This window comes from Pseudaeromonas paramecii (assembly GCF_039540575.1).
In the GTDB taxonomy this organism is placed as follows: Bacteria; Pseudomonadota; Gammaproteobacteria; order Enterobacterales; family Aeromonadaceae; genus Pseudaeromonas; species Pseudaeromonas paramecii.
This window is the reverse complement of sequence record NZ_BAABFC010000009.1, coordinates 96569-109507: the sequence shown is the minus strand read 5'-3', so window position 1 is coordinate 109507 and position 12939 is coordinate 96569. Positions and strand designations below refer to the sequence as shown.

Below are 12939 nucleotides of genomic sequence, written 5' to 3'. Positions count from 1 at the left end.
AACGATTATACTGCGCCTGGGCACTTGCTATGGCCTTGTGGAGTAGTCTGGATGTGGTGGCGTAACCTGCAGTTACTGGTCAGTTTTTCTTGTGTTGTGCTGATGGGCGGGCTGTTTGCTCCTCAGGCACAAGCTCTCTCGTTGGAACAAAATCTCTATCGCTCCGCCCTGGAGGCGCTGCGTCAGCAGCGCACCGGTGAGGCCTATGCGTTGCAGGCCCGCATGGGGGATTACCCTCTGGCGCCCTACGTGGATTATTACGATCTCTATTGGCAGCCCCAGACCGCACGTCTGGCCGAGGTCAAACAATTTATGCTGCGGCATCCGAATAGCTACCTGGCCAACCGGCTGGAGCGTCGCTATCTGCACCTGTTGGCGCAGGAGCAGAACTGGCATGCCTTCCTGAGCTTGCGTCCCGCCAAGCCCAATTCGGTGGATCTGCAGTGCTACTACTATCGCGCCAAGCTGGCCATGGGACAGCGGGATCTGGCCTTTGATGGTGCCGCCGCACTGTGGCAACACGGTGATTCTCGTCCCGGCGAGTGTGACCGCTTGTTTGCCGCCTGGCGAGACGCCGGGCGCCTGAGCGACAGCCGGGTCTGGGAGCGGCAACAGCTCGCCTATGCCGCAGGCAATGCCGCGTTAGTCAAATATTTAAGTGGCCTCTATCAGTCTGCTGGCTGGCAACGGCTGGGCAACCGGGTCAATCAGCTGCAGGCCAACCCCGCCAAGCTGTTTACCTTGCTGCCGGCGGGCCATGAGATCCGCGATCGCCGCCTGGCCGAGCTGGCCTTGCAGCGGTGGGCCAATCAGGATGCCTTGGCTGCGCTGCGGGTACTGCCGCAGGCCAAGCAGCGCTATGGCCTGCGGCCGCCGGCCGTGGCCAGCGTGGAGCAAGCCATCGCCCGCCGCCTGTTGCTGGATCGCAGCGATGCGCAGCGTCGCTGGCTGGATAGCCGCATGGACAAGTCGTGGCCGGCGGAGCTGCTGGAGTTGCGGGCGCGGGTCGCCATCTATGAATCCGACTGGTCGGCGGTAAACCGCACCATCGCCCTGATGCCACAAGAACAGCAGGGCCAGTCCCGCTGGCGTTATTGGCGTGGGCGAGCCGAGCAGCAGGCCGGCCATGCTGGGGCGGCGCGCCATCAGTTCGAGCTGGGCCGGCAGGAGCGCAGCTACTATGGCTTCCTGAGTGCCCAGCAGCTGGGTAAGCCCTTCTCGTTACAACAGGCCCCCTTAAAGCGGGGGCTGGACTGGAAGAGCGCCAGCCGCCGTTGGGATGCCCTGCCACGCATCGAGGCCCTGTTGCAGCTGGATGAGACAGATCTGGCCCGCGCCGAATGGTACTACCTGATGGAGCAGGTCAGCTACGAAGAGAAACTGCAACTGGGTGGTCTGGCCCTGACCAAGGGCTGGCACGATCTGGCGGTGCAGGCCAGCATCCGGGCCGAGGCTTGGGATGTGCTGGAGCTGCGTTTCCCCACCCCCATGAGTCAGACCTTCAGCCAATTTGCCCAGGCCCGAGCCCTGGAGCCCAGCTTGCTCTACGCCCTGGCCCGCCAGGAGAGTGCCCTGTATCCCAAGGCCAAGTCACCGGTGGGCGCCACCGGCCTGATGCAGCTGATGCCGGCCACCGCCAAGCACACCGCCAAGAAATGGGGCTACCCGCAACCCAGGCCACAGCAACTGGTGGAACCGGCGCTGAATATTCGCCTGGGCAGTGCCTATCTGCGGGAGTTGCTGGATCAGTATCAGGGCAATCGTGTGCTGGCCACCGCCGCCTATAATGCCGGGCCTGGGCGGGTTCGTCAGTGGCGTACCGAGTCAGGTATGCCGATGGATGCCTGGGTGGAGAGCATCCCGTATCGGGAGACCCGCAACTATGTACAGAACGTGCTGGTGTACAACGTCATCTATCAGCAGCAGCTCAAGCGTCCGTTGCGTTTTCTCACCCAGGGTGAGCTGACGCTGAGATATTGAGCTAGGGTGATGAAAATCAAAGGCTTCTGATTGAGTTCTCGCGGGCCGGCTGTGGTACACTCGGCCCTGTGTGCGTTATTAGCGAAGGGGGTACAGGCGTGGCAACAATCAAAGATGTGTCCAGGCTTGCAAATGTGTCGATTTCTACCGTTTCACGGGTGATCAACAACACGGCCCAGGTGGCGCCGGAGAAACGGGAAGCCGTGCTCAATGCCATGAAGGAGCTGAATTTCCGGCCCAACAGTTTTGCCCAGGCGCTGGTGAGCAAGCGCTCCAACTGCATTGGTGTACTGGTGGGGGATCTGTGTGGTGGCCCCTTCTTTGCCCAGATGATGCTGGGGATCGAACAGGTGGTGGATCGGGTGAACAAGTTCTCCATCGTCATCACCGGCAACCACGATGAGCACAGAGAGCGTCACGCCATCGACACCCTGTTGCAGCGCCAGTGTGATGCCTTGATCCTGCACTCCATGGCCTTGCCGGACGAAGAGCTGGCGGAACTCGTCAAGCGCGATACCCCAGTGGTGTTCGTCAATCGGCTGGTGAAGGGCGCCGAAGACAGATCCATCTGGTTTGATAACGCCGAAGGCTGCCGGGTGGCCGTTCGTCATCTGGTGGAACAGGGCCACAGTCGCATCGCTTTTATCACCTCGGATGATCAGAGCTTCGTGGATGCCCAGCAGCGATTTGCCGGTTACCGCCAGGGCTTGCAAGACGCCGGGTTGCCGTTTGATGAGTCACTGGTGGTCAAGGCTTACCCCGATGAGGTGGGGGGGCATGTGGCGGTGAAGGAGTTGCTGGATCGCAAGGCGGAGTTCACGGCCTTCGTGGGCTACAACGATGCCATGGCGGCGGGTGCCATCTCCTACCTGCTGGAAAATGGTATCCAGGTGCCCGGGCAGGTCTCGGCCATCGGTTTTGACGATATCCCTTATGTGCGCTTCATCCATCCCAAGCTCAGTACCATCCGCTATCCCATCGAGAAGATGGGGGAACAGGCGGCAGAGCTGGCGGTGCGTTTGCTGGACAACAAGCCGGTGGACGGTTTGCGGTTGAAGTTTGAGCCTGAACTGATCGAGCGCAATTCCGTCAAGACGCGGTAATCCTCGGGGTCTAGGCCCCGAGTTTTTGATGTAAATCTGATAGCGTTTTCAGAAATGCTTTTCAAGCGTGATCCGCTTCAAAGATCCGGGGCGAGATACTGGGTAGTATCATCACCGGAATCTGGTTTTCTTCACTATTCCCGCTGGGGAAGTAGCTGGCGCAACCAATCCAGATATTTCCTTCGTTACTTTTAACGGCCATCATACGATGGCCGTTTTTTTATGGAGGATCAGTTGATGCAGGATGTGACCCTGGTAGGACTCGGTTGGTTGGGACTCCCCCTGTACCATAGGCTCTCGGCGCTGGGGCTCAGCGTGGCGGGTACCGTCACTCAGGAGGCCAAGTGCCAGTCGTTGCGCCAGGCCGGGGTGAATGCGCATGTATGGCAAGCCACTGGCCAGGCGGCCCCTTGGCCTGACGAGCTTAAGGCACGCACCCTGATCCTGGCCATTGCCCCGGGGCGGCAGGATGATTATCCCGTCAAGATTGCCGCCCTGTGCCAGCAAGCGGCCGCCGCGGGCGTGCAGCAACTCCTGTACCTGAGCTCCACCTCGGTGTTTGCCCATCAGGGCGACAAGGATGAGCAGACGGTACCCGATGGCCATGAGCCGCGCTCCTTGCGCATGCTGGCGGCGGAGCAGGTGGTGGCCTGCTGCGACATTCCCCGCAAGACGGTGCTTCGCCTGGGGGGCCTGGTGGGGCCGGGGCGTTACCCGGGCTGTTTCTTGGCCGGTAAGCCGGCAGAACACGGTCAGCAGGGGGTCAACCTGCTGCATCAAGACGATGCCGTCGGCATCATCAGCACAATAGTCCGGCAGCAGGCCTGGGATCAGACCTTCCACGGGGTGGCGCCGGATCATCCCAGCCGCCAGGCCTTCTATACCCTGGCCTGCCAACTGGCGGATCTCCCCTTACCCCAGTTTACGGTGAGTGATCGTCCCGATAAACGGGTGGCAGGCCAGGCGGTCTGTAAGCGGCTAGGGTACCGGTATCAGGTGCAGGACTGGCTGGCCTGGCTCACTCAGCTGCCGGCGGCGGAGCGCCGTTGTGCCAAACGCGGTTAGGAGTGTCATGAAAACACTGTCGTTGGGGCTCTTGCTGAGCCTGTGTCTGCTGCTGGGCTGTGATGAGCTCAGCGTCACCAGCCCGCCTGTGCTGCTAACCGCCCAGGGGGAGCGGCTGGCGACGCCCTGTGGGCGTCTGCCGGTACTGCCGGTGCAGCAAGCCGGCCTGCCGCAGCAGTTCGATCTGCTGGTGTGGAATCTCTACAAGCTGCAGCGTCCCGGCTGGGCTGACACCTTGGCCGAGGTTCCGGCGGATCTGCTGCTGTTTCAGGAGTCCGTGGATGCCCCGTCCTTTACCCGGCGGCTGACGGAGCAGGGGTATGCCTGGCAGCAGGTGGCGGCCTTTACCTACCAAGGCCGCACCGCTGGGGTCATGACCGCGGCCCGCACGCCTGAGCTGTTTAGCTGCCCGTTGGCCTACCCTGAGCCGGTGTTTCGCTTGCCCAAGTCAGCCCTGGTGAGCCTGTATGCGCTGGAAGGCAGCCGTTATCCCCTGCTGGTGGTCAATTTGCATGGGGTGAATTTTGACTTGGGCACGGCTTCTTATGAGGAGCAGCTGGCCCCCTTGCTCAAGCTCGCCCGCCGCTATCCGGGCCCTGTGTTGTTTGGCGGGGATTTCAACAGCTGGAGTGAACGGCGCAGCCGGTTGTTGCAGCAACGGATGGCTCGTCAGCAACTGCTGCCGGCCCATTTCAACCCGGATCAACGCCTGCGCATCGGCGATTGGCCCCTGGATCAGGTGTTCTATCGTGGCCTGGTGTTGCTGCAGGCCAGTGCCACACCCAATCCAGCGTCGGATCACAATCCACTGCGCCTGCGTTTTCGGTTGGCGGAGGAGGCCACATCCTCAGGTAAAAGCAGGTAAGCAGGCTAGGGGACTCTCTGGCCCATCCCTAAAATGCCTTGGCGAAATCGTCAAGGAGCGTAACTAGGTGAACAAGCGCTGTCATAAGGGGTGGTGGTTAACCGGTCTGGTGCTGGTGATAGTTGGCGGGGTGGTCGCCCATCGCCTGTTGGCACCGCCGCCAAGGTCATACATGACGGTGGCCGTCGGCCGCCAGGATATTCGTGAAGAGGTGCTGGCCACCGGCAGCCTGGCGGGTTTCAAGCAGGTGAGTGTGGGGGCCCAGGTTTCCGGTCAGCTCAAACACCTGGCGGTGAGCCTGGGGCAGTCGGTCAAGAAGGGCGAGCAGCTGGCCGAGATAGATCCTGTCTTGCAGCAAAACGATCTGCGCACCGCCCAGGCCGGGCTGGATAATATCCGGGCCCAGCAAAAATCCAAGCGGGCCTTGCTGCGCAAGCAGCAGCTGGTGTTGACCCGCCAGCGTCAATTACGTCGCAACGACGCCAATGCCACCTCGGATCTGGAAACCGCCGAGGCGGATGTGGCCCAGACCCAGGCCGAGTTGGACAGTCTGGCCGCCCAGCTGCAGCAATCCCGCATCGAAGTGGATAACGCCAAGGCCAACCTGGCCTATACCCGCATCCTGGCGCCCATTGATGGGGTGGTGATCGCCATCGTCACCGAAGAGGGACAGACGGTGGTCTCCACCCAGTCGGCACCCACCATCCTCAAGTTGGCGGATCTGGATACCATGACGGTCAAGGCCCAGATCTCCGAGGCAGACGTCATCCGGGTACAACCTGGCCAAGCCTGCTGGTTTACCGTGCTGGGGGATCAGCAGACCCGCCATACCAGCACCCTGCGGGCCATCGAGCCGGCGCCAGAGTCGGAGTCCGAAGACGACAGCAGCTCCAGCTCAAGTACCAGTTCCGATTCGGCCATCTATTACAACGCCCTGTTCGATGTGCCCAACCCCGACCACAAGTTGCGGGTATCCATGACCGCCGAAGTGACAGTGGTGCTGGGCGAGAGCAAGCAGGTGCTGACCGTGCCGCTGTCCGCGTTACGGGGGGGGACCCTGGGCGGTCGTAGCCAGGTCTGGCTGGTGGGGCCGGATGGCAAGCCGCTGCCGCAGCCAGTCACCTTGGGGCGCAAGGACGACATCAATGTGGAGATCACCGACGGCCTCAAGGAAGGGGATCAGGTGATCCTGGGGGATGATATCGCCGCCACCGAGCAGGCGGCCATGGCGGCCGAGTCGCAGCACCGTGGCCCGCCACCGGGAATGTAGGCCATGAGTGAACCTTTGATTGCCCTGTCCGGGGTAGGACGCCGCTTCGGTGAGCCGGAGGCCCAGGTCCAGGTGTTGCAGGATGTGGATTTGACCATTGCTCAGGGCGAGATGGTGGCCATCATGGGGGCGTCGGGTTCTGGCAAGTCCACCCTGATGAACCTGCTGGGCTGTCTCGACCGACCCAGTGAGGGGCAGTACCGGATCGCCGGGGTGGCAACCGGCAGCCTGGCGCCGGATCAGTTGGCCGCATTGCGGCGGGATCATTTCGGCTTCATCTTCCAGCGCTATCACCTGCTGCCGCACCTGAGCGCCTTGGAGAACGTGGCCATTCCCGCCGTCTATGCCGGTAAGCCCAAGGCGGTGCGGGAGGCGCGGGCCGCCGAGCTGCTGAGTCGACTCGGCCTGGCGGATCGCACTGGCCACAAACCCAGCCAGCTTTCCGGCGGCCAACAGCAGCGGGTGAGTATCGCCCGGGCGCTGATGAACGGCGGCAACGTGATTTTGGCCGATGAGCCCACGGGGGCCCTGGACAGCCGCAGCGGTCAGGAGGTGATGGCCATACTGCAGGAGCTCAATGTCCAGGGGCATACCATCATATTGGTGACTCACGACGCGGCGGTGGCGGCCTATGCCCGTCGCATCATAGAGATCAGCGATGGTCGCATCACGGCGGACAGAGTGAACGAACACTTACGGCAGGACCTAGCGCTGACCCGCGACCAGACGACCAGCCTGGACACGACGGGTGCCCGGGAGGGCTGGCGTAGCGGATGGGGCCGCTTTGTCGAGGCGGCCAAGATGGCCGGGATCGCCATGGCGACCCACCGGCTGCGTACCCTGCTGACCATGCTGGGGATCATCATCGGCATCATGGCCGTGGTCAGCGTGGTGGCGCTGGGGCGTGGTGCCAGTCAGTCGGTGATCGATAACATCAGCCGTATGGGCACCAACACCATCGGCATCTATCCGGGTAAGGACTGGGGGGATACCCGCGCCGCACGGGTCGAGACCCTGTCGCCGGGCGATCTGCGGGCCCTGCAGGGGCAGATCTATGTGGACAGTGCCACCCCCTCCATCAGCAGTACTCAGGTGTTGCGCTATGGCAATCTGACCGCCAATGCCTCGGTGAGCGGGGTCGGCGAGCAGTTTTTCCGCGTCAAGGGCTATGACTTTGCCTTGGGGCGCAGCTTCGATCAGGAGCATATCCAGCACCTCTCCCAGGTGGTGGTGATCGATGACAACACCCGCCAGCGGCTGTTTGCCAACGACAATCCCATGGGCAAGGTGCTGCTGCTGGGCAGTCTGCCCTGCCGCATCATAGGCGTGCTGGCGGCGCAGGACAGTGGCTTTGGCAATACCGACTCACTGAACGTCTGGCTCCCCTATACCGCCTCCATGGCGCGCCTGGAGGGGCAGCGGTTCTTCAGCTCCATCCTGATCCGGGTGAAGGACGGCATGTCCAATGCGGTGGCCAATCAGCAGATCGTCCAGCTGCTGACCCTGCGGCACGGCACCAAGGACGTGTTTACCAACAGCAGCGACAGCATCATGAAGACGGTGCAGAAGACCACCGGGACCCTGGCGCTGCTGATCTCCGCCATCGCCGTCATTTCACTGATCGTCGGGGGGATCGGCGTGATGAACATCATGCTGGTGTCGGTGACCGAGCGCACCCGCGAGATCGGCATCCGCATGGCGGTGGGGGCCAGGCAGTCGGACATCTTGCAGCAGTTCCTCATCGAGGCGGTGCTGGTTTGCCTGTTGGGCGGCACCATCGGCATCCTCTGCTCCTTCGGCGTGGGGCTGCTGTTCTCGCTGTTTGTCTCCGCCATCAGCATGCTGTTTTCCGTCGGTTCCATCTTGATGGCCGTGACCTGTTCGACCCTGATTGGTGTGCTGTTTGGCTTCCTGCCGGCGCGCAATGCCGCCCGGCTCGACCCGATAGAGGCCTTGGCTCGTGAGTAATAGTGAGGCGTTGGCCGTGACCAGTCTGAAGCGATTTGCACTTACCCGTACCGCCCTGGGGCTCTGTCTGGCCTTGGGACTCACCGCCTGCCAGAGCCCGCTGCGCAGCGATTACCAGCGGCCGCTGATGCCGTTGCCCTCCCATTGGCAGCAAACGGTTCAGCAGCTGGAGGGGCAGGCCGATTGGACGACGTTTGCCGATCCGGCGCTCGATCAATTGATCGAGCAGGTGCTGACCCATAATGCCGATCTCACCACCGCCGCCATCAAGCTGCGCAAGGCCCAGCTGCAGTTGCAGCTCGTCCGCCACCAGCAGGGGCTCAACTGGAGTGCCGAGCTGGCCACAAGTCGCAGCCATGATCTCTCCGGCAAGGGGATGAGTGACAGCAGCAGCGCCAGTCTGGGGCTTAGCTACGAGCTGGATCTGTGGGGCAAGCTGGATGCAGCGCGCGATGAGGCGCAGTGGGAGCTTCAGGCGACCGCAGAGGACAGAGCCGCCACCGCGCTCTCCCTGGTGGGCAGTGCGGCTCAGGCTTACTGGCAGCTGGGCTACCTAAACGAGCTGATCGGCCTGGCGCAGGCCAATGTGGAAGACAGCCTGCGGGTGCAGCAGTTGGTGGACCAGCAATACCTGGCGGGGGCGGTCAGTGGTCTAGATCGGGTGACCGCGGCCCAGAGCGTGGTCAGCCAGGAGGCGAGCCTCTACACCTATCGGCAGCAGCTAGTGGAGGCGCGTAATGCCCTGGCGCTGCTGCTGGATCGGCCGCCGGAGCAATGGCAGGCCGAACCGCACCAGCTTAGCGACAAGACAATACCGACGCTGCCGGCGGATCTGCCGGCCAAGTTGTTGTCCCGCCGCCCGGACCTGCGGGCCTCGGAATACCGGTTACGGGAAAGCCTGGCGGCGGTCGACAATGAGCGATTGAGCCTTTATCCGAGCTTCACCCTGACCGGCGCGTTGGGGACCGCCAGCAGCGCGCTATGGCGCTTCAGTCAGGATCCGGTGGGGACGCTGGGGGCGGGGCTGAGCCTGCCGTTTGTCAATTGGCAACAGGGGCAGGTGAGCATCGAGCTGGCCCGTCAGGATTATGCCGAGGTGGTGGTGGGATTTCGGCAGGATCTGTTCAGTGCCCTGAGCGAGGTGGAAAACGCCCTGGCCGCCCAGCAGCACTACGCCCAGCAGGGGGAGCGGTTGCAGCAGGCCCTGACATTGGCCGAGGCCGGCGAGCGGTTGGCTGAGCAGCGTTACCGCCTGGGGGAAGACGATCTGTCCACCTGGCTGGAGCAGCGCAAATCCCGTCGGGAAGCCCAGCAGAGCCTGCTGGAGAATCACTATAACCGCTTGCTCAACCAGATGACTCTCCTCCAAGCATTGGGTACTTCGCCTCGTCTGACGCACTGGTTGGCAAGTCATTCGGCTAGCTAGCCGTGAGCAAGCAGGAACAAAAAAGCCCGCCAATTGGCGGGCTTTTGCTTGTTGACGCGCCGAACTAGACGCCGGTCAGACTGCGGATCCGCAGGGTGTCTCCGGTCTTGATGCGGCGGGTATCGGAGAGCTGATTCCAGCGTACCAAGTCCGTCACGCTGACGTTGAACTGTTCGGCGATGGAGGAGAGGGAGTCGCCCTGACGGATTTGATAACGGATCATGGTGGCCTTGCTGGCCGTGGCGCTCTTGGCCGGCTTGCGAACGGCCAGCTGTTGTCCGGATTTGATAGCCGCCTTGTCGCTCAGTTGATTCCAGCGGCGCAGCTCAGCCTCGGAGATCTGATAGGTGCGGCTGATGCTCCACAGGCTTTCGCCCTCCTTGACCGTATGGAACCGCCGATTGTTGCTGGCGGTGAGGCGATCCAGTTCCCGCTGCAGTTGCTGGGCCTGATCGTTGGGGATCACCAGGCTCTGGCCCACGCGCAAGGAGCGGGTGTTGTCCAGCTGATTGCTGCGTTTGAGCTGAGCCACAGTGACACCGTGGTTCAAGGCAATTTCACCCAGGGTATCGCCACGTTTCACCACATAGCTGCCCCAGTTGGCCTTCTGCCGCGGGGAGAGTTCCGCCAGTGCCAGCTCCAAGGGTTCGGCCTTGCTCACCGGCACCAACAGGTGGAAGGGGCCGTTGGGTGAGCTGACATTGCGGCTATAGCCCGGGTTGAGGGCCTTGAGTTGGCTCAGGCTGAGCCCGGCCATGTCGGCGACCTGGTTCAAGTCCACCTGACCACCGGTATCGATACGCTTGACCTTGGGGCGATTGGGCACGGGGGGCAGCGTCACACCATAGTGATCGGCTTGCTTGATGATGTCCGCCAGGGCCAGCAGGCGCGGCACGTAGGCGCGGGTTTCCCGCGGCAATTGCAACGACCAGAAGTCGGTGGGCTTGCCCGCCTTTTGCTGCTTGCGGATGGCCTGTTGGATCCGCCCTTCACCGGCATTGTAGGCGGCCAGGGTGTTGTACCAGTCACCATCGAAAAACTCGTTAAGGTAGGTGAAGTAGGCCATGGCGGCCTGGGTGGAGGCGGCCACATCACGACGACCGTCATACCAGGCATCCCGCTTGAGACCAAAGCGTCGGCCGGTAGGCGCCAGGAACTGCCACAAACCAACAGCATTGCCATGGGAGCGTGCATTCGGATTGTAGGCACTCTCTACAATCGGTAGCAATGCCAGCTCCATTGGCATCTGGTTTTGTTCAATCTCATCTACCACCAGGTAGAGGAAGGGGGCGGCACGTTCGGCGACGTCGGTCAGGGTCTTGGGGTGGCGCAGATACCAGTCACGGAATCGCTGGATCTCAGGATCATCCGGCACCTCAAGGGTCATTTGGCTGGCCATGTGGGCCCAGATGTCGGTTTGGCGCTGCTCGGAAGATTCCGATCGGTCATGGGCCGACCTTGCCTGCACGCTATGGTGCTGCACCACCATGATCTCCGGCATGGACTCATCCGGGCGATCCGATTGCTCTGTGGTTTGCAAGGTCTGGCATCCAGTCAGCAGCAGGGCACCCAACAGGGTTACTCTTAGCTTCATGTTTGCTCAGCTCGTCAAAGTGTCGACAGATGGTAGGGAGGATCCTGGCGAGGATCAACCTTTGGCACTATAAAGCAACATATACGCCAGTTTTTCGGCTAAAAATTATTCTTTTTTTGCCGCAAAAAAACAAAGATCTCGATCTCGTTGTTACATTCCGACATGGCCATCATTTGCGCCGCGGACCGCACAGACGGCTGATCCGTGCGTAAGAAACAGTTGGTGGTCTGCTCTTCAGCTAGCGGAAAGGGCACCGTCGGTACCCCCTGACGGCGCAACTTGGCGCAGCGGCGAACTCGTTCCAGCAGCGCTTGGTTGTCGGGTTCCACCGTGAGACAAAAGCGCAGGTTATCCCAGGTGTATTCATGGGCGCAGTAGACCCAGGTATCCCCTGGCAGGGATTTGAGCCGGTGCAGCGAGGTCAGCATCTGTTCCGGTGTCCCGCCCAGCAGTCGGCCACAGCCACCGCCAAACAGCACATCACCACAAAATAGTCCCAGGGGGCCGTAAAAGCCGATATGGCTTTGGGTGTGTCCTGGTAGCGCCAGCACCTGAAACTCGGTGTCCAGTTCCGGCAGGGCCAGACGATCGCCATCTTGCATGACCTGTAGTGCACGAAAATGGTTCAGTAGCGCCTCATCAGGGCCATACAGACGACAGTTGGGGTGAGCGGCCAACAGCTCGGCAACCCCACCCACGTGGTCGTCATGGTGATGGGTGAGTAAGATGGCGGCCAGCTGGAGCTGCTGCTCTTTGAGCACCCGCTCCACGGGGCGCGCTTCACCTGGGTCGACAACGACGGCGTATCCATCTTTCATCAGCAGCCAGATATAGTTATCCTGCCGTGACGATATGGTGATGATTTGAGCCATCCAACGGCATCTCCATACTTTGTTTGCATCCTTATATCGGGATTAACTGCCCGAGGCAATGTCAGACCGAGGTATCAGTGAAACCAGCCAGAACGGATCGGCCCCTGCATTATCCTGAGCGCTGGACGGATATTCCCCATGGGGAGTGGCTGGCGGCCGAGCTTCAGGAGCGGCTCAATGCCTGGTGCCCACTGCTGTTTGGTTACCACTTGCTCAAGGTGGGGGCGCTGAGCGGCCAGCTTTCCTGCGCCTGTTCGGCGATTCGTCATCAGTGTGCCCTGGGCTGCCAGGGGGAAGGACTCAGTTTGCTGGGGCGTGAGGATGACCTGCCGATCCAAACCGGCAGCGTGGATGCCTGCCTGCTGGCCCATACCCTGGATTACAGCCCGGATCCCCATCAGGTGCTGCGAGAGGTGGAGCGGGTGCTGACCGATGATGGTTGGCTCATCCTCAGCGGCTTCAACCCCCACGGACTGGTGGGGCTGGGCCGTCTGTGGCCACCGGCCCGACGGGTGCAGCCCTGGTGTGCACGGATGTTTTCGCCGGAGCGGGTGGAAGACTGGTTGCATCTGCTGGGCTTTGAGGTGGTTCGCCAGGAGCGATTTGGCTTCTCGGCCCTGTCGCGCCGCAGCCGCATCCAATGGTGGAAAGAAAATCTGGGGCGGGACTATGCCGGCTATCTGGCCTCCGTCTATGTCATGGCGGCACGCAAGCGCCGCCTCCCGCTGACGCCTGTGACACGGCTTGCGCGACTGCGCAAGCCGGTGGCCATTCCCGGCATGGCGCGGATCTAGGG

General features: G+C 61.9%; 10 protein-coding genes. 8 read left to right on the top strand and 2 right to left on the bottom strand.

Going from position 1 to position 12939, the window contains the following annotated elements; genetic code table 11:
• The first annotated feature begins 51 nt into the window (after positions 1-51).
• From ABD847_RS05925 to ABD847_RS05895, 7 genes are all read left to right on the top strand, one after another.
• Positions 52-1980 carry a transglycosylase SLT domain-containing protein gene (locus ABD847_RS05925; RefSeq protein ID WP_345010991.1) on the top strand — a complete coding sequence of 643 codons (1929 nt, stop codon included), beginning with the start codon at positions 52-54 and terminating at the stop codon, positions 1978-1980.
• A gap of 98 nt (positions 1981-2078) precedes the next feature.
• A complete protein-coding gene (locus tag ABD847_RS05920) occupies positions 2079-3083 on the top strand; it encodes a LacI family DNA-binding transcriptional regulator (RefSeq protein ID WP_345010989.1) in 1005 nt (334 codons plus the stop codon).
• A gap of 237 nt (positions 3084-3320) precedes the next feature.
• Positions 3321-4148, top strand: coding sequence for a Rossmann-fold NAD(P)-binding domain-containing protein (locus ABD847_RS05915; protein WP_345010987.1), 828 nt, complete (start codon positions 3321-3323; stop codon positions 4146-4148).
• A 7-nt stretch (positions 4149-4155) separates the two neighbouring features.
• The gene (locus tag ABD847_RS05910; RefSeq protein ID WP_345010985.1) at positions 4156-5013 is read left to right on the top strand and encodes an endonuclease/exonuclease/phosphatase family protein; all 858 of its coding nucleotides are present in this window, start codon (positions 4156-4158) and stop codon (positions 5011-5013) included.
• A 67-nt stretch (positions 5014-5080) separates the two neighbouring features.
• Positions 5081-6283, top strand: a complete 1203-nt coding sequence (macA, locus tag ABD847_RS05905; protein ID WP_345010983.1) for a macrolide transporter subunit MacA — start codon at positions 5081-5083, stop codon at positions 6281-6283.
• Positions 6284-6286: 3 nt separating this feature from the next.
• Positions 6287-8251, top strand: a complete 1965-nt coding sequence (locus ABD847_RS05900; RefSeq protein WP_345010981.1) for a MacB family efflux pump subunit — start codon at positions 6287-6289, stop codon at positions 8249-8251.
• Between the two features lie 16 nt (positions 8252-8267).
• Entirely contained in the window at positions 8268-9677 is a 1410-nt protein-coding gene (locus tag ABD847_RS05895; RefSeq protein ID WP_345010980.1) for an efflux transporter outer membrane subunit, read from the top strand.
• A 64-nt stretch (positions 9678-9741) separates the two neighbouring features.
• Here the strand turns inward: ABD847_RS05895 and ABD847_RS05890 are convergent, their stop codons facing one another.
• Both ABD847_RS05890 and gloB read right to left on the bottom strand, forming a co-directional pair.
• Positions 9742-11271 (bottom strand): LysM peptidoglycan-binding domain-containing protein, encoded by a 1530-nt coding sequence (locus tag ABD847_RS05890; protein ID WP_345010979.1) that lies wholly within the window; start codon positions 11269-11271, stop codon positions 9742-9744.
• Between the two features lie 98 nt (positions 11272-11369).
• Positions 11370-12143 carry a hydroxyacylglutathione hydrolase gene (gene gloB / locus ABD847_RS05885; protein WP_345010977.1) on the bottom strand — a complete coding sequence of 258 codons (774 nt, stop codon included), beginning with the start codon at positions 12141-12143 and terminating at the stop codon, positions 11370-11372.
• Positions 12144-12220: 77 nt separating this feature from the next.
• On the opposite strand from gloB, the gene ABD847_RS05880 reads away from it, so the two are divergent.
• Entirely contained in the window at positions 12221-12937 is a 717-nt protein-coding gene (locus ABD847_RS05880; protein ID WP_345010975.1) for a class I SAM-dependent methyltransferase, read from the top strand.
• Positions 12938-12939: the final 2 nt, after the last annotated feature.

Bases quoted from the DNA above. Each gene is read 5' to 3' on its own strand.
- gloB (WP_345010977.1), bottom strand. From the start codon at position 12,143: ATGGCTCAAATCATCACCATATCGTCACGGCAGGATAACTATATCTGG.
- ABD847_RS05910 (WP_345010985.1), top strand. From the start codon at position 4,156: ATGAAAACACTGTCGTTGGGGCTCTTGCTGAGCCTGTGTCTGCTGCTG.
- ABD847_RS05890 (WP_345010979.1), bottom strand. From the start codon at position 11,271: ATGAAGCTAAGAGTAACCCTGTTGGGTGCCCTGCTGCTGACTGGATGC.
- ABD847_RS05915 (WP_345010987.1), top strand. From the start codon at position 3,321: ATGCAGGATGTGACCCTGGTAGGACTCGGTTGGTTGGGACTCCCCCTG.
- ABD847_RS05900 (WP_345010981.1), top strand. From the start codon at position 6,287: ATGAGTGAACCTTTGATTGCCCTGTCCGGGGTAGGACGCCGCTTCGGT.
- ABD847_RS05925 (WP_345010991.1), top strand. From the start codon at position 52: ATGTGGTGGCGTAACCTGCAGTTACTGGTCAGTTTTTCTTGTGTTGTG.